At 45.9% G+C, this 23629-nt stretch carries 26 protein-coding genes; 8 read left to right on the top strand and 18 right to left on the bottom strand.

Annotation, left to right across the window (positions count from 1 at the left end; all coding sequences use genetic code 11):
* Window positions 1-74: 74 nt before the first annotated feature.
* Genes DN599_RS08340 through DN599_RS08330 form a run of 3 tightly spaced genes read right to left on the bottom strand, consistent with a single transcriptional unit; the run spans window position 75 to window position 2276 of the window.
* A complete protein-coding gene (locus tag DN599_RS08340) occupies window positions 75-818 on the bottom strand; it encodes a TIGR04219 family outer membrane beta-barrel protein (RefSeq protein ID WP_110457162.1) in 744 nt (247 codons plus the stop codon).
* A 3-nt stretch (window positions 819-821) separates the two neighbouring features.
* Entirely contained in the window at window positions 822-1793 is a 972-nt protein-coding gene (locus DN599_RS08335) for a DUF2333 family protein (RefSeq protein WP_110457161.1), read from the bottom strand.
* A 12-nt stretch (window positions 1794-1805) separates the two neighbouring features.
* Window positions 1806-2276, bottom strand: coding sequence for a copper chaperone PCu(A)C (locus tag DN599_RS08330; RefSeq protein ID WP_420820857.1), 471 nt, complete (start codon window positions 2274-2276; stop codon window positions 1806-1808).
* A 52-nt stretch (window positions 2277-2328) separates the two neighbouring features.
* On the opposite strand from DN599_RS08330, the gene DN599_RS08325 reads away from it, so the two are divergent.
* A complete protein-coding gene (locus DN599_RS08325; RefSeq protein WP_110457159.1) occupies window positions 2329-3066 on the top strand; it encodes an enoyl-CoA hydratase in 738 nt (245 codons plus the stop codon).
* A gap of 495 nt (window positions 3067-3561) precedes the next feature.
* On the opposite strand, the gene DN599_RS08320 is transcribed toward DN599_RS08325, so the two are convergent.
* From DN599_RS08320 to dusA, 3 genes are all read right to left on the bottom strand, one after another.
* The gene (locus DN599_RS08320; protein WP_110457158.1) at window positions 3562-3768 is read right to left on the bottom strand and encodes a PspC domain-containing protein; all 207 of its coding nucleotides are present in this window, start codon (window positions 3766-3768) and stop codon (window positions 3562-3564) included.
* A gap of 134 nt (window positions 3769-3902) precedes the next feature.
* Entirely contained in the window at window positions 3903-4193 is a 291-nt protein-coding gene (locus tag DN599_RS08315; protein WP_110457157.1) for a hypothetical protein, read from the bottom strand.
* Window positions 4194-4516: 323 nt separating this feature from the next.
* Window positions 4517-5506 carry a tRNA dihydrouridine(20/20a) synthase DusA gene (gene dusA, locus DN599_RS08310; protein ID WP_110457156.1) on the bottom strand — a complete coding sequence of 330 codons (990 nt, stop codon included), beginning with the start codon at window positions 5504-5506 and terminating at the stop codon, window positions 4517-4519.
* A 405-nt stretch (window positions 5507-5911) separates the two neighbouring features.
* On the opposite strand from dusA, the gene DN599_RS08305 reads away from it, so the two are divergent.
* Window positions 5912-6376, top strand: a complete 465-nt coding sequence (locus DN599_RS08305) for a chemotaxis protein CheX (protein ID WP_110457155.1) — start codon at window positions 5912-5914, stop codon at window positions 6374-6376.
* Between the two features lie 77 nt (window positions 6377-6453).
* Here the strand turns inward: DN599_RS08305 and alr are convergent, their stop codons facing one another.
* Together alr and dnaB are read right to left on the bottom strand one after the other, a co-directional pair.
* On the bottom strand, window positions 6454-7530 hold the full coding sequence (gene alr / locus DN599_RS08300) for an alanine racemase (RefSeq protein WP_110457154.1): 1077 nt from the start codon (window positions 7528-7530) through the stop codon (window positions 6454-6456).
* Window positions 7531-7631: 101 nt separating this feature from the next.
* Window positions 7632-9038 (bottom strand): replicative DNA helicase, encoded by a 1407-nt coding sequence (gene dnaB, locus DN599_RS08295; protein WP_110457153.1) that lies wholly within the window; start codon window positions 9036-9038, stop codon window positions 7632-7634.
* 123 nt (window positions 9039-9161) lie between these two features.
* Between dnaB and DN599_RS08290 the strand changes: the two genes are divergently transcribed.
* The 3 genes from DN599_RS08290 (at window position 9162) to DN599_RS08280 (ending at window position 13071) form a co-directional block, all read left to right on the top strand.
* Window positions 9162-11366: a S46 family peptidase gene (locus tag DN599_RS08290; RefSeq protein ID WP_110457152.1), complete on the top strand. Its 2205-nt coding sequence runs from the start codon at window positions 9162-9164 to the stop codon at window positions 11364-11366.
* A gap of 383 nt (window positions 11367-11749) precedes the next feature.
* Window positions 11750-12661: a zinc dependent phospholipase C family protein gene (locus DN599_RS08285; RefSeq protein ID WP_110457151.1), complete on the top strand. Its 912-nt coding sequence runs from the start codon at window positions 11750-11752 to the stop codon at window positions 12659-12661.
* A gap of 89 nt (window positions 12662-12750) precedes the next feature.
* Window positions 12751-13071, top strand: a complete 321-nt coding sequence (locus DN599_RS08280) for a hypothetical protein (RefSeq protein ID WP_162599180.1) — start codon at window positions 12751-12753, stop codon at window positions 13069-13071.
* 318 nt (window positions 13072-13389) lie between these two features.
* Here the strand turns inward: DN599_RS08280 and rplI are convergent, their stop codons facing one another.
* The 4 genes from rplI to rpsF are packed head-to-tail and all read right to left on the bottom strand — an operon-like array spanning window position 13390 to window position 14833.
* A complete protein-coding gene (gene rplI, locus DN599_RS08275) occupies window positions 13390-13842 on the bottom strand; it encodes a 50S ribosomal protein L9 (RefSeq protein WP_110457149.1) in 453 nt (150 codons plus the stop codon).
* A 27-nt stretch (window positions 13843-13869) separates the two neighbouring features.
* Entirely contained in the window at window positions 13870-14097 is a 228-nt protein-coding gene (rpsR, locus tag DN599_RS08270; RefSeq protein WP_011867078.1) for a 30S ribosomal protein S18, read from the bottom strand.
* 11 nt (window positions 14098-14108) lie between these two features.
* Window positions 14109-14414 (bottom strand): primosomal replication protein N, encoded by a 306-nt coding sequence (gene priB / locus DN599_RS08265; RefSeq protein WP_110457148.1) that lies wholly within the window; start codon window positions 14412-14414, stop codon window positions 14109-14111.
* 8 nt (window positions 14415-14422) lie between these two features.
* Window positions 14423-14833: a 30S ribosomal protein S6 gene (rpsF, locus tag DN599_RS08260; RefSeq protein WP_110457147.1), complete on the bottom strand. Its 411-nt coding sequence runs from the start codon at window positions 14831-14833 to the stop codon at window positions 14423-14425.
* 239 nt (window positions 14834-15072) lie between these two features.
* Here rpsF and DN599_RS08255 point away from each other — a divergent pair, with 239 nt between their 5' ends.
* Entirely contained in the window at window positions 15073-15816 is a 744-nt protein-coding gene (locus tag DN599_RS08255; RefSeq protein WP_110457146.1) for a DUF481 domain-containing protein, read from the top strand.
* A 246-nt stretch (window positions 15817-16062) separates the two neighbouring features.
* Here the strand turns inward: DN599_RS08255 and DN599_RS08250 are convergent, their stop codons facing one another.
* Complete coding sequence (locus tag DN599_RS08250) at window positions 16063-17394, bottom strand: ammonia-forming cytochrome c nitrite reductase subunit c552 (protein ID WP_239473281.1); 1332 nt, start codon at window positions 17392-17394, stop codon at window positions 16063-16065.
* Between the two features lie 130 nt (window positions 17395-17524).
* Complete coding sequence (locus DN599_RS08245) at window positions 17525-18736, bottom strand: NnrS family protein (RefSeq protein ID WP_110457144.1); 1212 nt, start codon at window positions 18734-18736, stop codon at window positions 17525-17527.
* A 416-nt stretch (window positions 18737-19152) separates the two neighbouring features.
* Here DN599_RS08245 and DN599_RS08240 point away from each other — a divergent pair, with 416 nt between their 5' ends.
* Window positions 19153-19488: a thioredoxin family protein gene (locus tag DN599_RS08240; RefSeq protein ID WP_110457143.1), complete on the top strand. Its 336-nt coding sequence runs from the start codon at window positions 19153-19155 to the stop codon at window positions 19486-19488.
* Window positions 19489-19609: 121 nt separating this feature from the next.
* On the opposite strand, the gene DN599_RS08235 is transcribed toward DN599_RS08240, so the two are convergent.
* The 3 genes from DN599_RS08235 to DN599_RS08225 form a co-directional block, all read right to left on the bottom strand.
* Entirely contained in the window at window positions 19610-20107 is a 498-nt protein-coding gene (locus tag DN599_RS08235) for a NifB/NifX family molybdenum-iron cluster-binding protein (protein ID WP_110457142.1), read from the bottom strand.
* Window positions 20104-20400 carry a DUF134 domain-containing protein gene (locus DN599_RS08230; protein ID WP_110457141.1) on the bottom strand — a complete coding sequence of 99 codons (297 nt, stop codon included), beginning with the start codon at window positions 20398-20400 and terminating at the stop codon, window positions 20104-20106. Before DN599_RS08230 ends, DN599_RS08235 begins: the two co-directional genes overlap by 4 nt.
* Window positions 20401-20676: 276 nt before the next feature.
* Complete coding sequence (locus DN599_RS08225; protein WP_110457140.1) at window positions 20677-21174, bottom strand: peptidylprolyl isomerase; 498 nt, start codon at window positions 21172-21174, stop codon at window positions 20677-20679.
* Window positions 21175-21345: 171 nt separating this feature from the next.
* Between DN599_RS08225 and DN599_RS08220 the strand changes: the two genes are divergently transcribed.
* Window positions 21346-21978 (top strand): flavin reductase family protein, encoded by a 633-nt coding sequence (locus DN599_RS08220; protein ID WP_110457139.1) that lies wholly within the window; start codon window positions 21346-21348, stop codon window positions 21976-21978.
* A gap of 68 nt (window positions 21979-22046) precedes the next feature.
* Here DN599_RS08220 and DN599_RS08215 read toward each other — a convergent pair whose 3' ends face one another.
* The gene (locus tag DN599_RS08215) at window positions 22047-23513 is read right to left on the bottom strand and encodes a carbon starvation CstA family protein (RefSeq protein WP_110457138.1); all 1467 of its coding nucleotides are present in this window, start codon (window positions 23511-23513) and stop codon (window positions 22047-22049) included.
* Between the last annotated feature and the right edge of the window lie 116 nt (window positions 23514-23629).

Below are 23629 nucleotides of genomic sequence, written 5' to 3'. Positions count from 1 at the left end.
ACCGCCTAATGGCGGTTTTTTTTATGGCTCTCATCGACCAAATCAGGAGACAAACGCTAGGATAGATGACAGCGTTAGAAAACCAGTTCTACACCGGCAAAAGCGCCCTTGAACTGTGAGTTAGCAGTAATACCATCGAAGCCATTAACGTCGAAAGTAAAGTCACGATAACCAACACGGATTTTAGTATCGAGCGCGACGCCATCAAAATGCCAGCCTAAACCAACAGAATAGTCATATACACTAGTTTCATCTACACCCAGCATCACATCTGCAAACCCATACAAGCCTAGACCGGGCAAGCCTACTTCGGCATTAGCGTACGCCATCACAACACCGCTACTCAGATCTTTTTGCTCAGGATGACCAGCATCAGCAACCCGATATGAACCGTGCATACGCTTGTAAGCCGCACCTAAATCGAGCGCGACGAGGTCGTTATCCAGCAACTCATAATACAGTACAAAATCTGTGTTGCTTAAGTTGGTCGCAGTCGAAATACTACCTGGGCTAAAGGTGTGTTCGCCAAAGATCCAAGGGGCTACCAATGTGCCTTGACCATCCGCATCTAAGCGATTCTCACGAATTTTAACATTTGGTACTAATGGGATCGGATGCTCAACGGCAACCCAAAGGCTACCTTGTGTTGATGAGCCGTAATCAAAATCTTGTTGAGTTTGACCACCTTGTGCAAAAGTACCATTAGTATCCGCTTGCCAAATATCGCCACCCACTTTAAAACCAACCAGTGTTGCGGCCTGTGCAGAAGTCGCTGCTAGTGAAGTAAGCAGAGCACATGCAAGTAGTGTTTTTTTCATCATTTAACCTTGAGTCAATAAGTTAGTGAGATCAATAACCGCAGCATTTGCGCGGGAAATATAATTGGCCATCACCAATGAGTGATTAGCCACTATGCCAAATCCTGATCCATTAAGGATCATCGGACTCCACACAGGTTGCTGAGTTTCTTCCAGCTCACGAATGATCTGCTGTAAGCTGACTTCAGCGTTTTTCTTCTTTAATACATCGGCAAAATCGACCTCAATAGCCTTCATAAAATTCAGCAAGGCCCAAGTGGCGCCGCGAGTTTCATAAAATACATCATCGATTTCCCACCAACCTGTTTTTATCTGCTGACGCGCTAGATTCGGGGTCGACTGGCTGGCTTCGGTTTCTCCGGCTAAATCGGTATTGAGACGATCTTGCCCAACACTAGCAGACAAACGCTGCGACATGCTGCCTAGGCGCTTTTGCACCTCTTTTAACCATTCATTTAAGTTATCGGCTCGGGCATAAAACTGAGCATCGGGATTATTGGTATCGGCAATGCGGGCACGATACAGTTTGAATAATTTAATCGCGTCACGGTATTCGCCTTCAGCACTTGGAACCAACCAACTGGTGTGCTCAATATTCAGCTTAGAATGGGCGGCTAACAGATCGTTATCGGCGGTAGATTGCGATTGTGACCGACTAAACTCTTTGCGCATGATCAAGGCAAGATCACGTGCCTGCTCGATAGCACCAAATTCAAACGCCGGCATGTTATCCATAAATAGCGAGGGCGGCATAATGTCGTTAGATAACCAGCCACCACTCTTATCGAGAAGGGTCTCGACCGTTAAAATCAGTGACGTTGTGGTCGCATAGCCCACCACTTTTTGGCCAGTTGCACTGTTAAGTTGGTGCGGTTCAATTCTATCAGGCTCGATGCTCCACCACACACTGACAAAATAGCCAATTAGAAACACTATTGCGGCGACGAGAGCGCCTTTTTTCCATGTCATCTGCATACGATTACTCCGTTAATGGTGGTGATGATGATCCATTTCACCATCTTGCTTAGTCGCATCTTGTCTGGTGACCGTCAGGGTAATAGCCTGCTCGGTACCATCATCAAATGTAAGCGTTAAATCCACTTTCTGGTCAATTTGTAATGGCTGCTTTAAGCCTAGCAGCATCACATGGTTACCCGATGACGCCAACGCCAAATTGTCATGGGCTGCAATGGTAAAATAGGGGAGCTGACGCATTTTAATTACGCCTTCCTCTTCAACCAGTGTATGTAACTGCGCCTCTTCAGCGACATCGGTTTCCACTGCGACTAGTTTAACCTCTGGGCCATGATTCATCAGGGTAAAATAAACAGCCGTATTGGGCACACTAGCAGGCATGGCTCTCACATAGCCATCGACTAGCATCACATTTGCCAAAACGGAGAATGAAGTGCATGATAGCAACACAAAGTTAAACGCGTGTTTGAAAATCTGTTTCAATGTCTTAAACTCCTTCTTAATCCCATTTGCCACAAATAAGGAATCTTGACCAATGAGTACCATTCAAATTCAGGATGAGCAGGGCGTTCGCATTATCACCTTAAATCGCCCAGAAAAACGCAATGCGCTTAATCTCGATATGTATAATCAACTCACAGAATACCTTATCCAAGGGGATTCAGACAACGGAATTAACGCCTTTCTGATTAAAGGGCAAACAGAGTGTTTCACCTCTGGCAATGATATCGCTGACTTTTTAAAAAATAGTAACTTAGGTCCAGAGCATCCTGCATTTAAGTTTCTTTTTGCCCTACTTGATCTCAATAAGCCCATTGTTGCGGCGGTGACGGGAGCGGCCGTAGGTATCGGCACCACACTGCTACTGCATTGCGACTTAGTTTACGCCGACAACAGCGCTAAATTTCAACTCCCTTTTGTCAATTTAGCCTTAGTTCCCGAAGCGGGTGCCAGCCTATTATTACCACGTTTAGTGGGGCCGCAAAAAGCTGCCGAATTACTGCTATTAGGTGAGAGCTTTAATGCCGAATCAGCATTGTCGATGAATATCGTCAATCAGGTGTTACCCAATGAACAGCTGTTTGACTATGCACTCAACCAAGCGATTAAGTTAGCACAGAAACCGCCTCAAGCCTTGCAGGCGAGCCGCCGCTTAATGCGATACGATATCGAGGCAGTGCGGTCGCAAATGCAACAAGAGTTAGAAGCGTTCGCGCTGCGACTGCAAAGTGATGAAGCTAAGGCGCAATTTACCGCGTTTTTGAATAAGTAACAGCATAAGTGAGTCATGACATAGCGTCGGTTTAGTCGCTCTAAGCCGGCAACATCACTAGGTAATACCTCTCCCGACTTCAATGCAGTTTAGATAATCCAAACTATACAATGCGCTTTGGATGCGTTTTATGCGAACCTCTTTGTACCCAAGTTCAAGGTCAGCTAGTATCTGTGCCCTTTGCCACCGCATGGCTTACTATCAACTCTCTTGCGCTGTAACAGGAGTCACTGCGATATTAGCGTTCATGTTAAATGCTAATATTCCGCCCCTCTCATTAAAATATGCTCTAACTCACTTAATATCCAAGGCTTAATCTAAAGCGCTAAGGTGAAAATAAGCAGGCTAATCACAATGACCACACCTAATTCCACGGCAATAGCGGCTGGGCTCTGTGTACTAGTTAATCTCAGTTTCATCATAGTATCCTCTCAATAAATATCATTATCATCTGCTTTAACACTTGCTATGACCTATCAATCACGGCCTATGTGGTTAATAAGGCGATTTTCGTCTAGGCAATACCAATGCCAGCGCAAAATAAATCACTAGGAACATGGCCGGATTCATTACTACTGCCACCGTCCACACCACCCGAGTCCACAGGCACGACCAAGCAAATTTATCGGCCATGGTTGTGGCGACCCCACAAATCAAGCTACTAGGCCGCTTCAGGGTGTCAGTTAGATCATCAATCTTCATCGGTGACTCCTATTAAGGTATTGAGCAGTTAACTTCCCGTCAGGCTTCTTACTGTGCATACCAGTGCCGCACAAATCACAAAACCCAAGACAGGTAACAATAAAATCAATGCCAGCTCCCAAAAATACATCTGCTCAGTCCTTTTGGCTCACACTGGCTATCACTGCATGTTGATCTGACGTTGCCGGCTCTTCAATCGGGTTTGATGACTCAAAACCGCTATCGAACAGTGACTCCGACAACTGCGCCTGCAGTGACAAAGTTAGCTCTTGTTTTACTAGAGTTATTGCATCTTGCATTTGCGCCGCTAACTGACGCTCCAAAGTGGCGCTAATGTCATTTGGTATAAAATCCTCTGCGGTTGCAGAAAAACTGATCCCGATAAATGTGGCAGCGACTAATGACATTCTAGTGAACTTGTTCATGGTCTTATCCTTTGCTATTTAATGGTGATAATTAAGACAATACAAGTGGCGTGCCAACTCAGTAACAACAAGTTAAGCGGTTGAATTAAATGCAAAAGATTGAAGATAGAATAATCCCAAATAACAAACAAGGATTAAGCGAAATGAAAAGAGTTAGCGAGTTTCACTAGGCAGTAGTCATTTTTACTACTCTCTATGCTGAACACCCTGAACGGCGCCCACACCATAGAAAAGCCTTCACCAAGGTGAAGGCTTACGCTGGGCATAACAGGGGGAAAATGAATTAAACCCTGATGCTATCCAATAACATGGCTAGTACTTATTTACACACTCTCCATGCTGGCTCTGGCCTGATGGATCACTTCGATGCCCGCGCCAGGTTTGTGGGCATTTTCGCTCACATAACGACGCCACGCCCGAGAGCCCACTTCACCTTGGTACAGCCCAGTAATATGGCGAGTGATATGATTTAAACGCCCGCCCGCTTGTAAGTGTTTTTCGATGTAGGGGATCATCTTTTCTAGCACGGCATCTCGGCTCAACACTGGCTTTTCGCTACCACATAAGCGTTGGTCAACTTCAGCCAATATATAAGGATTTTGATAGGCTTCACGCCCCACCATTACACCGTCTAAATGTTTAAGATGCTCAGCACATTCATCTAAGGTTTTTACGCCACCGTTAATAGAAATACTCAGCGCGGCATAATCGCGCTTTAAACGGTAAACGCGCTGATAATCCAGCTCAGGGATCTCACGATTTTCTTTTGGGCTCAAGCCTTGCAGCCAAGCTTTTCGAGCATGAATGATAAAAGTATCACAGCCTGCGGCGCTAACGGTGTCGATAAACTCAGTCAAAAATTCATAACTGTCTAACTCATCGATACCGATACGGGTTTTAACCGTAACGGGAATATCCACTACACTGCGCATCGCATCGACACATTCGGCCACCAACTTAGGTTCGGCCATAAGGCAGGCACCAAAACGGCCATTTTGCACTCTATCTGACGGGCAACCGACATTGAGGTTAATCTCATCATAACCACGCTGCTCAGCCAGTTTGGCACAGGTGGCTAAGTCAGACGCATTCGACCCACCAAGTTGCAGCGCAAGCGGGTGCTCCTCTTCGTTATACGCTAAATAATCACCCTTACCATGGATAATCGCTCCCGTTGTCACCATCTCGGTATACAGCAAAGCTTGAGCAGACATGATGCGAGCAAAGTAGCGGTAATGCCTATCGGTCCAATCCAGCATGGGTGCAATGCTGAAAGTACGATTGATGACTGATGGCATGATATGTAACGACATAAAAAACGGTATCCCCTAGTTTAGCAAGCCACAGTAAAGGGCATGACTGGGCATTTTACCTCGGCCACTAGAGAATGCACAGGTTTGCGGTCAATTGAGGCATAAAAAGAACCGGCAAACTTGCCTTTAATGTCCTCTAGACATGTCACGCCCGCTTCTCCTTGCTATTTGCCCCTACTATCAGCGCCTATTTGACACGTTTACCCAACAGATAAAACACAAATTAATGACAAGCTTAAAATGCCGCCTATAAAAGCGTCAAACGATCGCGTAAGCCTAATAAAGCCCTTGCTCGTTATCGGTACGCCTATGCTAAGGTGGTCAAACCACAATGTGTTATAACGCTAAATTCACCTAAGCTTATAGCCTTGAATTCATCCTTGTTAAAATAAGGCCTCGTCCGTCATGAATGTTAACTTTATTAACCCCTTCTTAGCCTCGCTACTCAATGTGCTGGAGACCATGGCAAGCATGAAGCTAACGCCGGGTAAGCCAAATTTAAAGCAAGATAATATCGCTAAGGGAGATGTTTCGGGGCTTATTGGCATGGTTGGGCCGCAGACAAAGGGGTCGTTATCAATCACCTTTGAAGCGCCATTGATTCTTGAGATCATGCATAAAATGCTGGGGGAAAAGCCGCAAAATATCAACGAGGAGATCACCGATCTGGTCGGCGAATTAACCAACATGGTGACGGGTGGAGCAAAAAAACTGTTAGGCGAAAAGGGCTACGACTTTGAGATGGCGACCCCAGTCGTGGTATCGGGTAAAGCACACACCATAGCCCATAAATCTGATGGGCAAAAAATCGTTATGCCTTTTAGTAGCGAATTCGGCAACGCCTATATCGAAATCTGTTTCGAGCGTTAACACAGTACAGACCTTAACGACTTAGATCGTTAAGGTGCTTAATCGTTATTGAAATCACCGCTAATGGGCATTTGTCGTTAGTCCATGCACACTGCAACACGCGGGGTCAACTTGGTCACTAACTCGTAGGCAATAGTACCAATATGCTCAGCAACATCCTCAACGGGTAACGCCTTGCCCCACAACATTACTGCATCCCCAACTCTATCAGTGGCGTCTATGCCTAAGTCCACCGTAAGCATATCCATTGATACTCTGCCAACAATAGGTACTAAGCGGCCATTGACCCACACTGGGGTACCCTCTGGGGCATTACGCGGATAACCGTCACCGTAACCAATCGCCACCACGCCTAATTGGGTATCTTGCTTGGCATGCCAATAACTGCCATAGCCGACAGGATCGCAGGCCTTATGATCACGAACTGCAATGAGCTGCGACATCAACTCCATGGCCGGCACTAAACCATGATTACTGCCAAAGTCATTGGCAACGGGTGAGACACCATAAAGGGCAATACCTGGGCGGATCCAATCGGCCTGTGTTTGCTGCCAGTACAATGCTGCGGCAGAGTTAGCTAGCGTGCGAAACCCTGGGAGGCCTTGGGTCATCTCATTAAAACGCTCGGCTTGCTTCGCCGTCGCTGGATTATCAGGCTCATCTGCGCAGGCAAAGTGGGTCATCAAATGGATAGGTTTGGCCACTTGCGGGCACGCCATTAAGCGGGCATAAATGGCGTTGAACTGGGCCAGATTAAAGCCCAGCCTGTGCATACCCGAATCAATTTTTAGCCATACGGTAACCGGCTTGGCTAGTATTTGCTGCTCGAGCATCTCGATTTGAAACTCGTGGTGCACCACGGTATCTATGTCATGGGTGACGAGCAGATCCAGATCGCTTTGACGAAAAAAACCTTCTAACAATAGCAATTTAGCAGTAACACCACCGGCCCTAAGTTCGAGCGCCTCTTCTAATCTTGCCAAGCCAAAACCGTCGGCGGTGGATAGACAATTAGCGACATTCAATAAACCATGACCATAGCCATTAGCTTTAACCACGGCCATGACCTTACTGTGGGGGGCGAGCTCGCGTAATCGGCGTAAATTCGATTTCAGCGCCGCGGCACTGATCTCTGCACGGGGAAAGGGTTTCAAACAATAACCTTATTTTAGAAGCAAGTAACCTATAACAACATAGCGCAAATTAACGGCTCGCGGGGCAAGATAAATCATCTTTCATCCTGCCCCGCTCGCTATTAATCTTCTTCGAATTGAGGACCCGCGTAGTTATCAAAGCGCGAATATTGGCCTTGGAACACCAAACGCACCCGGCCGATGGGGCCGTTACGTTGCTTACCAATAATGATCTCTGCGGTGCCTTTATCTTGTGAGTCGTCGTTATACACTTCATCACGATAAATAAACATGATCAAATCCGCATCTTGCTCAATAGAACCCGATTCACGCAAATCCGAGTTTACAGGGCGTTTATCGGCGCGTTGCTCCAACGAGCGGTTAAGCTGTGACAGGGCGATCACCGGGATCTCCAACTCTTTTGCCAACGCTTTAAGCGAGCGAGAGATCTCGGCGATCTCCAGCGTTCGGTTGTCTGACAAAGCAGGTACTTGCATCAATTGCAGGTAATCGATCATGATCATCGACAAGCCGCCATGTTCTCTGGCAATCCGCCGCGCGCGGCTACGCACCTCGGTTGGCGTTAACCCCGAGCCATCATCGATATACATCTTGCCCTGCTCGAGCATGATGCCCATGGTCGACGACACCCGAGCCCAATCGTCATCATCAAGCTGACCGGTACGGATCTTGGTTTGGTCGACACGTCCAAGCGACGCCAACATACGCATCATGATCTGTTCTGAAGGCATCTCGAGACTAAAAATCAATACCGGTTTGCCTTCATTCAATGCCGCCTGCTCACACAGGTTCATCGCAAACGTGGTCTTACCCATAGAGGGACGCGCCGCCACGATAATCAAGTCACCCGATTGGAAACCGGCGGTCATCTTATCTAAATCGCCAAAGCCACTCGATACCCCGGTAACACCGTTATGCGGGTTGTTATATAGGGCTTCAATTTTATCGACCGTTTTTTCCAAAATGGTCTTAATGCCTTCTGGTCCCTCATTGGCATTGGTGCGCTGCTCGGCGATTTTAAAGACTTTACTCTCGGCTAAATCCAGTAGCTCGCCCGAGTTTCGTCCTTCAGGATTAAAGCCTGCATCGGCGATCTCGTTGGCGACTTTAATCATTTCGCGCACCACCGCGCGCTCACGCACAATGGAGGCGTAAGATAAAATATTACCTGCACTTGGGGTATTTTTAGCAATTTCACCTAAGTAGGCAAAACCACCGGCATCTTCAAGGCTATCTTCAAGTTCGAGCTGCTCTGATACGGTGATCAAATCTATCGGTTGGCCGGCAGCCACCAAAGACTCCATCGCCATAAAGATCATCCGGTGAGAACGGGAATAGAAATCTTCTTTTACCACGGCCTCAGCCACTTTATCCCACGCATCGGAGTCCAACATCAAGCCACCCAGCACAGATTGCTCAGCCTCAATCGAATGTGGCGGCATCTTTAATGCGTCGAGTTGTAAATCTCTGGGCTTTTTCTTAGCCTGAAAACTACCTTGCTGTGCCATTTACTCTCCAAATTTCCAACAATTAGGCAAAATATGATATAAAACTGGGGTCAAGCAAACCCATAACTGGCAGCCTACGCCAGTTAATCCAACAAACACACCTATAATAATTAAGGAATAAACATGCGCAAAGCATTGGTTGCAGCCTTAATGCTGTCATCGGGCATCACCATCGCCGATGAAGGGCAGTGGCAACCTTATCAGATGCCGTCAATCGCCGATAAACTTAGCGAACGCGGTATCCACATTGCAGCAGAGCAACTCGCCGATCTGACCCAATATCCAATGAATGCTGTCGTTGGCCTCGGGTATTGTACCGCCAGTTTCGTATCCCCCCAAGGGTTAGTTGTGACTAATCACCACTGTGCTTATCAGGCTATCCAATACAACAGTAAAAAAGAACATAACTACATCGAAACCGGCTTCTTAGCCAAAAAAATGAGCGATGAACCCTCGGCAGGTCCTAACGAGCGCCTGTATATTACCGAGGCGGTCACCGATGTCAGTGCCGAGGTCAAAACGGGCTTGAGTGATGACCCGCTAAAACGCTTTGAAACCATCCAAGCAAATCGTAAGGCCTTAATTAAGCAGTGTGAGAGCGATGAAAACTATCGCTGCTCGGTACGCAGTTTTCATAATGGCTTAGAATACTACCTTATCAAGCAGTTAATCATTCGTGATGTGCGTCTGGTCTATGCCCCGCCAGAGAGCGTGGGCGCCTTTGGTGGTGATATCGATAACTACGAATACCCGCGCCATTCGGGCGACTTTACCTTCTTGCGCGCTTATGTAGGCAAAGATGGTAAGCCTGCGGCATATTCAGCTGACAACGTGCCCTTTACCCCTAAAAGCTACCTTAAGATTAACCGCGATGGCGTCAAAGCCGGTGATGGCGTATTTGCGGCAGGCTATCCGGGTTCGACCAGCCGTTACCGCCTCACCAGCGAACTTAAGTTTGCCAGTGACTGGCTCTACCCTACCCTCGCATCGCGCTATCAACTACGTATCGATACACTCGAAGCCATGGGAGAACATGATACGGATGTAGCCATCAAATATGCAGGCACGCTATTGTCTATGGCTAACCGCATGAAAAAGTACAACGGTCTACTCGATGGTTTTAAGGCTACCGATATTGCGGGCATCAAACAGTCACGTGAAGATGACTTTAGCCACTGGCTAGCAAACAATAGTGAGTATCTGCACTACCAAGCCAAATTTGACCAACTCGAAGCCTTATTGATTGAGCAACGTGCAGCGCAGCAACGGCGCTACTTCTTCGACAACGCTCAGTCTAGTGCCTTGTTGTCTGCGGCTAATCAGCTTTACCGCTTAGCCAAAGAGCAAACCAAGCCCGATGCAGAGCGTGAAGAGGGTTATCAAACCCGTGACATGAAGATGTTTAAAGCGCGTCTTAAACGTATCGACTCACGTTTTGCCGTTTCCGTTGATAAGACGTTATGGCTGCAGGATCTTAACGCGTATCGGGCGCAAGCACATAGAGTCGCGGCATTAGATGAGATGCTCAATCTTAACAACAGCGACATTATTCTAGCCGACACACTAGATAAGCTATATTCATCAACATCACTCACAGACCCCGCTAAACGTTTAGCCTGGATGAATGCCGATGTTAATGCCTTTGAAACCAGTCGCGATCCCTTTATTCGCTTAGCGGTTGCCCTATACGACACCAATATGGCACAAGAGCAAGCACAAAAGACCCTAGCCGGTAAACTGTCTCAAGCCCGCCCAGATTATATGCAAGCGGTTATCGCCTACTACAAGGCAAACGATTGGCCTGTGTATCCCGATGCTAACGGTACTTTGCGAATCACTTACGGCATGGTCGATGGCTATCAATCAAAAGATGCGCTCTATAAACAGCCCTTTACCCGCTTAGAAGGGCTTGCGGCTAAACATACTGGCGTCACGCCATTTAATGCGCCGCAAAAGGTATTGGATGCCATTACAGCTAAACGCTATGGCAGTCACCAAGTGGAGTCGGTTTATCAAGATCCTGCATCTTGGTTGTGTCGTCTGTTTTCTTGTATAGATAAACCTGAACGCTTCGACTCGGTGCCGGTTAACTTTCTATCCAGTGTCGATACCACGGGAGGTAACTCAGGCTCACCGGTCTTTAACGGCAAAGGTGAACTGGTGGGGCTGAATTTTGACTCGACCTATGAGGCGATCACTAAAGATTGGTTCTTTAACCCAACCATTACACGTGCTGTGCACGTCGACTTTAGGTATATCCTGTGGATGATGGATGAGGTGGATCATGCCGATAATCTGCTTGATGAGCTAACACTCGTCAGTAATTAACGAATTGAAACTAGTGCACAACTAACTATATAACAACCTGATATATAGATAAAAACACCCGCACGCGCGGGTGTCACCCCCTCATATAGTACTAACTTAACTAGCATCATTTATCATTATTTTCTTACGGTCTAATGCTTACTGAACTTCATAATTTCACAGTGGTATTTTCCAAGGACATGCGTTCGAAAATACTTATCATTAAGTTTATAGCTAGGTATCCCCTTTCAATAATCTCTCCTGTCACTCTTTTAATGTGAAAAAAACAACTAAAGCAATGTACCTAAATGGTTGAATAAAATTAAGGTATATTCATGGATGTTTTTTATACTAACTGATAAATTAAGCTGCTAATTAACCTTAGTTATCAAGGAAGAAACTCTATGCCTGGAGCTTTTGCACATTTAACCGCGGTAAACATCGCAAGTGATTCCAATGCATTAAATACCATTGAAATGCCTTTGGAGGCAAAAAAAGCCATTGCTTTGAATAAATCGTATGTTGAGCTTGGAAGTGTGTCACCTGACTATCCTTATCTCGCAATTACAGACTCGAAGCAAAATGTTTGGGCTGACCTAATGCATTATGAAAAAACGGGAGAGTTTATTAAGGCGCTAGCTCGACAATGCAAATTGTATACGGGAACCGAACAACATAAGACGTTTGCATGGATTTGTGGCATAGTTTCCCATGTTATTGCAGATATCACTATTCACCCCGTAGTCGAGCTAAAGGTTGGACCTTATGAGCAAAACAAAACGGCTCATAGAACCTGTGAAATGCATCAGGATGCCTATATATGGCAGCGCTTGAATTTAGGAGAAATAGGGCTGGCAGATCATGTTAAAGAGCAACTAGGAAGCTGTATCGATAACAATGGTGATCTTGATAATACGATTAAGACCATTTGGTTAGCTGCACTAACAGAAGTTCATCCACAACAAGCAGAAAGAGTGACTCCTGATTTCGATAAATGGCATCAAGGTTTTCAATTAGTCGTTGATAATGCTGATGAAGGATATCGTTTTTTTCCATGGGCTAGGCATCTAGCTGCCAACTCAGGGATGCTATATCCTCGTCCTAACGAAGTGGATAATCAGTTTATCAAAAACTTAAATACCCCCTATGGCCTTAAAGACTATGATGAAGTCTTTGACTTAGCAATTAGCAACATTAAGCAATATTTAGCTGTTCTAGGAAATTTCGTTTTCGACAGTGGGACACTAAGTGCTTTCGTAAATTGGAATTTAGATAATGGATTCGATGAGAATGGAGAGCTAACGGCATGGGCATAAACTATAGACATTTTCTGGTAACCATATTTTTAATCTCGTTATCGCTGAACAATAGCGGATGTCAAGCAAACGATAATGAAGTAGAGAATATGTACGACTACGCATCGAGAATTAAGACCATTGCGTCAGGTGTTGATGGGCTTGTTAAATACGGTAACGGTAAAAGCTTATTAAACGATGAATTACTCTTAAAAGCCGTCAATGGACAATCCGAAAAATTACAGTTCCCACATGACTACTCTTTACTCATCAAGGTCGTTGGAAACAACTCTGAGGTCATGCTCTGTCGAAATGAAAAAGCATTGATAGAAGATACTGGATGTACAGCTAAGTCAGATTTACATCATTGGAAAACACAAGAGTCATCTCCCTGTGAATTCACCTTAAACCTTGATGATTTATGTAATTAATCAATGGCTTAATAAAAAATCAGCCATTAAAGCCTAGATATACTAAGCACTTTTGTATGCAGCCCTAGCTTCAATGGCATTTTCAGTCTCTTTATCTTTCATAGCTAAACATAGGTTAATACCGATGATAATCCTCATTTTTAACCGCTGTTAAAAGTAGAAGTTAGACAGCCATCAGCGGTGGTCTGCCATTATTAGCTTTATGTTGTCGCTCATGATTGTAAAGCCAAAAAACACACTGATAATTTTAAGGCATAAAAAAACACCGCCCTAATCACGTTAGTGCGGTGCTCTCTTTAAAGCGATTAAGCTAAGTTATTAAGCTTCTGCAACAACAGAAACTTTAACTACAGCTTTCACTTCAGTGTGAACTTGAACATCAATTTCGTATTCACCAGTAGTGCGGATAGCACCTAGTGGAAGACGAACTTCGCTCTTAGCAAGTTCAACACCAGCAGCAGTTACTGCATCAGCGATATCACGGTTACCAATTGAACCGAATAGCTTACCTTCGTCACCCGCTTTAGAAGCGATAACAACAGGCTCAAGTGCATTGATTTTCTCAGCGCGCTCGTTTGCAGCAGCTAGTTCAGCAGCTAACTTAGCTTCTAATTCAGCACGACGTGCTTCAAAAACTTCAGTATTAGCAGCGTTAGCAACAACAGCTTTACCTTTTGGTAAAAGGTAGTTACGTGCGTAACCCGCTTTTACAGAAACTTGGTCACCCAAGTTGCCTAGGTTAGCGATTTTATCAAGTAAAATAACGTTCATTGTATATTCCTCTAAATTAATGCGGTATTACTGATGTAAATCAGTGTACGGCAGTAGAGAAAGATAACGAGCACGCTTGATGGCGCGAGCTAGTTGACGTTGATATTTAGCGTTTGTACCAGTGATACGGCTAGGAACAATTTTACCACTTTCAGTGATGTAGTTCTTTAGAGTAGCGATATCTTTGTAATCGATCTCTGTAACGCCTTCTGCAGTGAAACGGCAGAACTTGCGACGACGGAAATAACGTGCCATGTGACAGTCTCCTAAGTTTTCAATTCGACATTTTCAGCGTGTAATACCAAACGGTTTTGGCCATTTCGCCCTTGTTGCAGAGCAATAAAACCTTGAACCTCGATATCCACCCCGGATTTCAGTTTGTCTGTAACGCTTTCAAAGCGTTCGCCGCTCAATATGACTTGTATCTGACAGTATACGTTTCTGAGCATTTCAGCTTCATAACACTGCGATTTGTGTTCCAACATAATCACACAATGCGCGATACCTGCTGGGCTTTTAAAGCTTCTAGAACGGGTTATGGTTCCAGACAACACCAAGTTATTGGTGGACACAGAAAAACTTACTCTGCTGTGTTTTCAGCGGCTTCTTCAGATTCATCAGCTGCATCAGCAACTGGACGATCTTCGCTAGAACGACGTGAATCACGCTCGTCTTTTGCTTTAGCCATTGGAGAAGCTTCAGTGATGGCACCTTTAGTGCGCATAACCATGCTACGAAGAACAGCGTCGTTGAAACGGAAAGCTGTTTCTAGCTCTTCAACCGATTCTGCAGTCGCTTCTACGTTCATAAGAACATAGTGAGCTTTATGCAATTCGATGATTGGGTAAGCCAGTTGACGACGGCCCCAATCTTCTAAACGATGGATTTGACCGCCAGCTTGGGTAAGAATACCCGTGTAACGTTCGATCATACCTGGCACTTGTTCACTCTGATCAGGGTGAACTAAAAATACGATTTCATAATGACGCATTTTTTGCTCCTTACGGTTATCTAGCCTCGTTGTTGGCTCAGTCAAACCAAATAGAGGCAAGGAACTAATTAAAGTGACTGAATTAAGCCGCGGAATATTACCTGCACACCCGACAAAATTCAAGCAATATCTTAAGCCGATGGACTTTACCGACAGGGCATTGAAACGGTATGATACTGGGCTGTCGTTTTGACGAGCGCCTAATCTGGGCTCACTTAAACAAAATAAGAACAATAATAATGATAAGAGCAACTCTTTTATTCGTCACACTCACTCTTTCTTACAGCGCTTGGGCGCTTGTTCCACCCGACTACCAAGAGCCACCCAGTGATTTTTCCGCTGAAATCGAAGCAGGTTTACAAATCAACACAGGTAACACCGACTCCAGCAGTTTTAATGGCCGAACAAAATTAGTTTACGATACAACCGCATACCGTCAAGAAGGGGTGATTAAAGCCTATTACGCCGCCGATGCGGAAAAAACCACCTCGGAAAAGTACGATCTGCAGTTACAGTCCAGTTATAAATTTTACAGCGGCTATGTGTTCGCTCGCGGCGACTTTATTAAAGACCGCTTCGGTAGTTATACCCGCAGCTCTACCGTTTCAACTGGCTATGGTTTCGATGCGATCAGCGACAATAACACCCGCCTTAGTTTAGAAGTTGGTCCTGGTTATCGTTATAATTTACCAGCAGTCACCGATGACATTCCCGACCCCGCCGCCGATCGTGATATCATTTTACGTACCGCTGCCAAATTTGAGCAGCGCATCCATGAGTACACTAGTTTTAATGCCGACCTGACCGCCGAAGCAGGCAAAGAAAACAATACCTTAACTCTAGATTTAAGTTATAAAAATACCCTATTCCAAGATTGGGCATTTAAAATTGGTATGAACGTTAAGTACACCGAAGTGGTGCCCGAAGGTTCGAAACAGACCGATACGGTCACTACCTTCAACCTACTCTATACCTTTCAATAATCGCCATATTAAACCGTATATCAGCAAGGCTCACGTTGACCTTGCCGTCACCTTATCAACCTAATTATGGTCATAAAAAGGCGCAATCATTATCACGATTGCGCCCTTATCGATATTCCCCCTTGGCAAGCTCCCCCCCATCTTTAATGGCTATAAACTTGAATGACTATACATAAGTCACCGTAGTTAATCGCTTCAGATGGGTGATTGTCCATAGCCATAATTAATGCCAATAACGCACTCAGATTAATCGATTGAGTAACCATGACGGCTCACTGCTGGCCAGTGCTCATCAATCTCTTGTTTAATAAACGCCTGTTTCTCTTCGGTCAACTTATCTAAATCTATGCCTACAGCCTGCTGAGCAGTCTGTTTCGTCGATATATCGGGATAGTTGACTTGGGTAACGGCTAGCTCTTTCAACACTGTAGCCAAATGGCGGCGTGCCTCATTAGCCTGAACAATCGCCTTATCGAGCAACTCGTTGCCCTCTTCAGGGTTATGGGCATATATGCCGTGTGACGACATGGCAAAGTCCCAGCGCCATTGTGAATGTCGAATAGCCATGATGGCATCATTCATCATGGCCCAGTTTGCCCCTGCTTCCCATGCAGCACCAGCTTCATAATGCGCCTTCACCAACAAACCTTCTACCTCACGAGCCTTGGCATCTATTTGCGTCTTAGCCTGTTGCAAGCTGTCCACTAACGCTGATTTATTACCATGACAGTCTTGACACACTTGCTCATAATTGGCTAATGCGTCACTCACTTGATGATTCGTGAACTCCTGCCCCGTAGCGTCCTTTGCCGGTGGCATATGGCAGCTAATACAGGTGACCCCAACCTCAGCATGTTGGCTGCGGCTCCAATGCTCAAATTCAGGATGGCGCGCTTTTAAAATAGGGGTTTTCGATACTGGGTGGATCCACTCATAAAAACGACGCGCATCATAATACTTCTCGATAAGGTCAGCTGTGCTACCAAATATCCACGGAATATTGACTTTATTACTGCGCTCTGGTTGGAAATAGTAGGTCACATGACATTGGCCACACACTTGAGCCCCTTGCATATTGCTGTCCTGTTTATCAAAGGGCAGGTGCACCTTAGCCATGGCATCTTGAGCGTGGGGACGTGGTAAGCTTAATTCGGCAGAGCCGTTAACATGGCAATCAGTACAATACACCACGCTGTTCATTTCGGTGCCGAGATCGGTAAAGTTTTGCGCCGAAAAACCTTCAACCCCCAGCTTATCGATTAATCTTGGCACATCCGGTGATTTGCAGGTCCAGCAACTCGCCGATAGGCCTTTTTCCCCAGCAGCTGGCGCCACGCCAGTACGTAAGGTATGGCTCACATCCGCCACCGCAAAATGATGACCACGAGGGCTGTGATATTCTTTGGCATATGCAGAGCCGGCCCATAAAACAATAGCAGCGGGGTAGCTGGCCAACATATCGGTTCGCTCCTCCTGCTCTGATGTCGCCGCCCAACTCATATATTGATTAGGAAACTTAGCCTGCATCGCTTTAGGGCTGGCCGACTCTGTCTGGGCGTAGCCATAGCTTATCCACATAACACTACCCAATAGCGTTAATAACAACCCTTTGTTTCGCCCTAGGGTGGAGCCAAATAAACCCTTATTAAACAACATCATAAATCATCCTTCTTTAACTACGTTTAATACAAATATTGAGCAGCGCCTCCTACCCGGGGCGCCCATCGATCCTAGGCTGGGTGAGGATCGGCACATAAAACCACACAAACAGCCCGAAGGAGACAGTCCAACACCCCGCCGCCAACCACAGCCAAGTCTGCGCATATTGCGGCCACAACAGTGGCAGGACCGCACGCAGCAACGCCGCCATGATTAGCCCTACAAAGGCGAGAGTCATATTGGGCCCCTGATAAATATTGCGACTAGTGTGACCCAACGACACCCGAGAGATCATCGACAAACAGATGCCAGCGAGTGTACCTATGGCAAACAGGTGTAATAGTTGACGATAAGCATTCTCATCATCGATGTTCCACGCCAGAGCGGCCAAGGTAATTGGCAAGAATAAGTAAGCGCTGTGCAGCGACCATAATAAAGGTTCACCCAAGGTTTTATGGGGATACCAACGGGACCAGCGCACCAAATGCAGCAAGGCGGCAACGACCAGCAAACCTTGCTCGATATTAGCTGGTAAGACCTTAACCATCGCTTGCAGCACAAGTGCCAACATCAACAGGATAAGGCAGCGGTCTAAGATCACGATAGGATTAGGCTTAGGCAGCTTAATTCGCATAGCCGTAAAGAAGGGAATAACACGCCCACCCACTATGGTGATCAACAGCCCCAGCCACCATAGCATCGCCTGCCAAATCTGCTGACTTAAGCTGAAGTTACGCTCACTGAGCGCATAGTAACTGAGTAAATTAATCACTAAAGCAAGCAATAACATGATAGGGAAGCCGATGTTATGCCACTGCTTCACTTTATATATACAGCGCCATAAGGTCATCGCCGTGATGGCTAAAAACAGTGAATCAAATAACGCGGGGAGCCATAGCGGCAGCGCCATAGGCAGTAACAACAATAACCGCGCCATCAGCCAACACGCGAATGTCAACGCTAGTGGGCGTCCTTTTAAGCTAGGTTGGTTGGTCCACGTTTGCACCGATGTCAGCAAGAAACCACAGACAATGGCCAACGCGAAACCAAATAGCATCTCATGGGGATGCCACCATAATGGCACCACCTTAAGCCAAAATTGACTAGGGAATAGACTAAATTGCGGTAAAAACCAGACCACCAACCATAAGGGAATGTACAAGGTGGCGATCACGGCTCCTCCTAGGAAAAACGGCCGAAAACCTAAACGCCATATTGCGGCTGTTTGCTCTGTTTCACGCGGATCATCGATATTCAACATGACTTTTCCAATTTAACATCTAACATAATTGACTGATTCAAGGTCACTTAGCCTAATAACATCTGCCCATGAATAACGGCGCATAAGCGGAACGACTGAGTGATAAACTTACTCACGTGACTCTGACTCCATGACTGACGCTATAAATGCTGACTAATACACATCAAACTCACCTGTGTGTATGGCGATAACGACAACCAAAACAAACATTATAAATACAACTTATAATTTCAGTGTAACCACAGCAGACGCAAGCGACAACCGATAAACTTTCCTAAATAGAGAAGTGTGATCTACCTAGGGCAATTACGCTAAGATATGCGATAAAAATACCGCTTTATAGGTAGTTAGCTTCAGGTGATTACCCCAGCGATACTGGCTTATATCGCCTTTTTGAATACATAAGGTCAATCAAGATGTCCGCTCCAATTGAGATCCACTCTGCCGCAGAACTTAAGCTGTTATTGCAACAAAATAACGCCGTGCTATTACTGTTTGGCGCTCCCCATTGCGGGGTTTGTCAGAGCATTAAACCGCGAATAGGTGACATGCTACGTGATGAGTTTAACCAAATGAAATGGGCTTATATCGACTGCCAGAGACACCCGGCTATTGCCGCTGCGTATCATGTGTTTAGCCTGCCAGTGGTAGAGCTCTATTTTTATGGGCAAGCTTTTGGCCGCTTTGCTAAGGTGTTTTCGATAAGGGATGTTAACGAGGCGATAGCTCGCCCCTATCAGATGTTGGACTAGATTAAATGGATGCAGGGTTCACCCAGTCTGAAATAGTCTAATAATAAACTAAAGCTGGACAGATAGTGAGTTAATGCAGCTTTATGCGCTGCATTAACTGCCAATAGACAATAACAAAGAGTTACTTGCCTGCGGGTCGTAACCTTGAATAACTTGCCACAAGGTTACTCATTGGCTCAACTCGAGCCAATAATGGCGCGGCTTGATCAGGCTTGCTCTGCCCGCAACCGCAAGCACCGCTGCTGGCGCAGCAACCGCCTTTCTTGGCATGATGAAGTGAGGCCCGTCCTTGGGATGCATCAACCATACGTCGATTGACATCCAAGCTATTGGTAAGCAGGGTCTCAATACTGTCACAGCTATCGCCTTTGCTCACACTGATCCCCGCATCTAACAACTTACCCAGCATACGTTCGCCAATATGTTGTACGATAACGATAGCGGTTTTTTGCGCGCCGATCAGATTTAACAGGGCTTTTTTAGCGCTACATCCGCCAGCCAATGCGGGGTTCTCTACAGTTGTGATTAGCTGATGATATTGGTTAAAAAAACCAATCAACGGCGCTTTAGTAAAATGGGTGGCAAGCCGGCCTCGGCTCATCGGCAATGCAATAATCATAATGGTTCCCTATCTATCGGTTGAGGAAGTAACAAAGCATGGCCTTGAGTTATGGCCGTAGCGACTTTTTTACGCGCACTGGCTAATAAGTTACCAAAGGTTTGTCTCGACACCCCCATTAAGGCGGCGGCATCGAGTTGACTCAACTTTTGCACATCACCTAAATTTAACGCTTCAAATTCATCGGCCTCGAGCTGTATTTTCGTCAGCTCAACCGCGGGCATACCATTAGGCTTAAACATGCTGCAAGGTACGCAAGATGACAGACGGCGACATTTTTTGGGTCTAGGCATAAAACAACCTCATTAATTATCTATCTTATGCCTACAATATCCCATCTTACCCACTAGATTTACAAACAATATCAACCATGTATGAGTAAAAATGATGCCAATATCAACCATGTATGAGTAAAAATGATGCCAATCTCAAGGTATGAAATAAGTGATGTTAGCCGGCAAGTTATTGGCGTGCGCCAATAACTATTACCTTAAAGGAGTCGTAAACAGAAAACTGTGCCCCACCTCACAGCTTGATTGCATTACCGTCAATCTAGCTCAGACACCGCCTTATGGATTCATAATAGTGACCCTTTCAATCACTATGGGCTTGACTGGAACATCATCATACTCGCCTTGCGACTGGGTCTTTTGCTGGGCAATTTGATTGACCACATTCATGCCCGCATTTACGCGACCAAACACCGCATATCCCCAGCCGGCATTAGTCGTGGCGACATGGTCCAAAAAGGTGTTATCGGCAAGATTAATAAAAAACTCGGCGGTGGCTGAATGCGGCGCATCGGTACGCGCCATGGCAATGGTGCCTTTAATATTGCTAAGGCCACGATTGGCTTCATTAACGATAGCCGCCCGCGTTGGTTTCTCCTGCATATCGACGCTAAAACCGCCACCTTGGATCATAAAACCTTTAATCACTCGATGAAAAATGGTCCCCTCAAAAAATCCCTCTTGGCAATATTTGAGAAAGTTTTTACTGCTGATCGGCGCGCGTTGCATATCGAGTTCAATCTCAATATCGCCCAAATTGGTGGTCAAAATAATCATTAAAACGTCTCCTTTGACATTAGGTTTCAGCGAGTATAACCCAGCCCCCTGATAGCGAGAACGACTCCCCAAAAAACCGGTAACCCACTGGACTAAATAGTCCGAGAAGGTTTGTATTTGGTCGTAATTGGCGCTTAAATGCTCCTTACTGGCAATAACTTCAGGTGCTATATGAGTACAGATGAGCGCTACTATTACGAACCTCGCAACGGCCATGGCTTAGACCATGACCCCTTAAACGCCATTATAGGCCCACGCCCTATTGGGTGGATCGCCTCACGCAATGCCCAAGGTCGCCGCAATCTGGCACCTTATAGTTTTTTTAACTGCTTTAACTATCATCCGCCCATCATCGGCTTTGCCAGCGTCGGCTATAAAGACAGCGTGGCCAATATTGTCGATACGGGTGAATTTGTCTGGAACTTGGCCACGCGCCCCTTGGCCAAGCAGATGAACCAAACTTCGGCGGCGTTACCCCATGGGCGCGATGAGTTTGAGTTTGCTGGGTTAACTCCTGTTTCCGGCATTCTCGTGGCGGCAGATAGGGTGGCACAAAGCCCAGTGAATTTTGAGTGTAAACTAGCGCAATGCATCCAACTGCAGGCGGCTAATGGGGACAAAATTAATACTTGGTTAGTCCTTGGCGAGGTGGTTGCTGTGCATATTGCGCCGCACCTGCTTGACGCTCAGGGAGTGTATCAAACCGCGCTGGCCGAGCCAATACTGCGGGCCGGTGGCCCATCGGCCTATTACGGCATTTCAGAAGCGCTGCGGTTCGACTTAACCCGCCCCACTGCATTTTAATCATACTAGACATAAAAAACCGCCCCATGCAACATGGAGCGGTTGTTAACGAGAGTCACTCAGACTGCTTATGCAATGGCGACCTTACGTCTTCTGTCTGCGATGATAATACCAACCAAGGAGATCACTCCTGCCGCAATACCTATGGGCTGACTTAATGACTGCTCAAGCCCTAACCCGATACCTGCTGTAGCGATATAAGAGACGGTTACACTGGTCCCCACGGTAGCAGGTAAACTCACGATCCAGTGGATGGTGCCACGATCAAACAGATATTTAGTCGCTAGCCACAATACACTGGTCGATAACAGCATGTTAGAGAAAGCAAAATAACGCCAGATCAGAGAAAAGTCTATTTTCGTCATAAAGTAAGCAATAACCAAAATAGGCAAGGCCACCAAGAGACGATTACGAATACTTTGTGGGATCTTAAACGCATCGATAATGGTTAATCGCAGTGAGCGAAATGCAGTATCACCCGAGGTGATAGGAAACACCGCCACGGCAATAATCGCCATAATACCACCAGCAACCCCTAAGTAAGTGGACGCCACCTGATTAACCACTAAGCCTGGGCCGCCAGCATCGAGAATGCTTTTTAGCTCAACATAGCCACCGGGGAACGCGGCGATACCCGCCATTGCCCATACGCACGCCACAATACCTTCTGACACCATTGCGCCGTAGTACACTGGACGCACATATTTTTCATTGGTTAAACAGCGCGCCATGATAGGTGCCTGAGTCGAGTGGAAACCACTGATCGCGCCACAAGTAATGGTCACAAACAATAATGGCCAAACAGGTAAACCATCAGGGTTGGGCGCCAATAGATCGTTGTTGTAATGGCTGTGATCGAAGTAAGCAAATATATCGCCCATCTCTGGTAGTTGTGGAGCATTAAACAACAATGCCACCGCAATCGATACTGTCATTATAATCATTAATAGCCCGAAGAATGGGTATAGTTTAGTGATGATTTTATCGATAGGCAGTAAGGTCGCGAGGAAGTAATACCCCAAGATCAATAATACCCAGAAGGTATTATTGGCAAAAATAGTGTCTTTGAAAAAATCCAGATTACTTAACAATCCAGCTGGACTCATGATAAACACTACGCCAACAAAAAACAGCAGCATGGCGGTAAAGAGCAGCATTACACCTTTAAAGTAAATATTAAAATAGTGACCAGCTATCTCAGGCAGACTCTTGCCATCCTCTTTGATGCTTAACACACCAGAGAAATAGTCATGCACCGCACCACCAATAATGTTACCCAGTACAATCCAGACTAGCGCCACTGGACCATATAACGCGCCCAAGATAGGACCAAAAATCGGCCCCACACCAGCAACGTTCAGAAATTGAATTAAAAAAGCTTTAGCAGGATGAACTTCGACATAATCGACACCATCATTAAAACGAGATTGCGGGGTTTCTGCATTGGGATCGATACCCGCCTGACGTTCTACAAAGGGACTGTAAAATTTATAGGCCAGTATGAGTAACGCAATACAAATAAAGAATATGAGCATTGTTATCACCATCCATATTTATGAGTAAGTTATAATTATTATATATTTTCAGTGACTTATATTGAGCCGTCTACTGGCTAAAGGTCGTATTGCTCACCAGCCCGGTAACCGAGTGA

Source organism: Shewanella algidipiscicola, from assembly GCF_900380485.1.
Classification (GTDB): domain Bacteria; phylum Pseudomonadota; class Gammaproteobacteria; order Enterobacterales; family Shewanellaceae; genus Shewanella; species Shewanella algidipiscicola.
This window is presented reverse-complemented; position numbering and strand designations above follow the sequence as displayed.

Bases quoted from the DNA above. Each gene is read 5' to 3' on its own strand.
- DN599_RS08340 (WP_110457162.1), bottom strand. From the start codon at position 818: ATGAAAAAAACACTACTTGCATGTGCTCTGCTTACTTCACTAGCAGCG.
- DN599_RS08335 (WP_110457161.1), bottom strand. From the start codon at position 1,793: ATGCAGATGACATGGAAAAAAGGCGCTCTCGTCGCCGCAATAGTGTTT.
- DN599_RS08325 (WP_110457159.1), top strand. From the start codon at position 2,329: ATGAGTACCATTCAAATTCAGGATGAGCAGGGCGTTCGCATTATCACC.
- DN599_RS08320 (WP_110457158.1), bottom strand. From the start codon at position 3,768: ATGAAGATTGATGATCTAACTGACACCCTGAAGCGGCCTAGTAGCTTG.
- DN599_RS08315 (WP_110457157.1), bottom strand. From the start codon at position 4,193: ATGAACAAGTTCACTAGAATGTCATTAGTCGCTGCCACATTTATCGGG.
- dusA (WP_110457156.1), bottom strand. From the start codon at position 5,506: ATGTCGTTACATATCATGCCATCAGTCATCAATCGTACTTTCAGCATT.
- DN599_RS08305 (WP_110457155.1), top strand. From the start codon at position 5,912: ATGAATGTTAACTTTATTAACCCCTTCTTAGCCTCGCTACTCAATGTG.
- dnaB (WP_110457153.1), bottom strand. From the start codon at position 9,038: ATGGCACAGCAAGGTAGTTTTCAGGCTAAGAAAAAGCCCAGAGATTTA.
- DN599_RS08290 (WP_110457152.1), top strand. From the start codon at position 9,162: ATGCGCAAAGCATTGGTTGCAGCCTTAATGCTGTCATCGGGCATCACC.
- DN599_RS08285 (WP_110457151.1), top strand. From the start codon at position 11,750: ATGCCTGGAGCTTTTGCACATTTAACCGCGGTAAACATCGCAAGTGAT.
- DN599_RS08280 (WP_162599180.1), top strand. From the start codon at position 12,751: ATGTACGACTACGCATCGAGAATTAAGACCATTGCGTCAGGTGTTGAT.
- rplI (WP_110457149.1), bottom strand. From the start codon at position 13,842: ATGAACGTTATTTTACTTGATAAAATCGCTAACCTAGGCAACTTGGGT.
- rpsR (WP_011867078.1), bottom strand. From the start codon at position 14,097: ATGGCACGTTATTTCCGTCGTCGCAAGTTCTGCCGTTTCACTGCAGAA.
- rpsF (WP_110457147.1), bottom strand. From the start codon at position 14,833: ATGCGTCATTATGAAATCGTATTTTTAGTTCACCCTGATCAGAGTGAA.
- DN599_RS08255 (WP_110457146.1), top strand. From the start codon at position 15,073: ATGATAAGAGCAACTCTTTTATTCGTCACACTCACTCTTTCTTACAGC.
- DN599_RS08250 (WP_239473281.1), bottom strand. From the start codon at position 17,394: ATGTGGATAAGCTATGGCTACGCCCAGACAGAGTCGGCCAGCCCTAAA.
- DN599_RS08245 (WP_110457144.1), bottom strand. From the start codon at position 18,736: ATGTTGAATATCGATGATCCGCGTGAAACAGAGCAAACAGCCGCAATA.
- DN599_RS08240 (WP_110457143.1), top strand. From the start codon at position 19,153: ATGTCCGCTCCAATTGAGATCCACTCTGCCGCAGAACTTAAGCTGTTA.
- DN599_RS08235 (WP_110457142.1), bottom strand. From the start codon at position 20,107: ATGATTATTGCATTGCCGATGAGCCGAGGCCGGCTTGCCACCCATTTT.
- DN599_RS08230 (WP_110457141.1), bottom strand. From the start codon at position 20,400: ATGCCTAGACCCAAAAAATGTCGCCGTCTGTCATCTTGCGTACCTTGC.
- DN599_RS08225 (WP_110457140.1), bottom strand. From the start codon at position 21,174: ATGATTATTTTGACCACCAATTTGGGCGATATTGAGATTGAACTCGAT.
- DN599_RS08220 (WP_110457139.1), top strand. From the start codon at position 21,346: ATGAGTACAGATGAGCGCTACTATTACGAACCTCGCAACGGCCATGGC.
- DN599_RS08215 (WP_110457138.1), bottom strand. From the start codon at position 23,513: ATGCTCATATTCTTTATTTGTATTGCGTTACTCATACTGGCCTATAAA.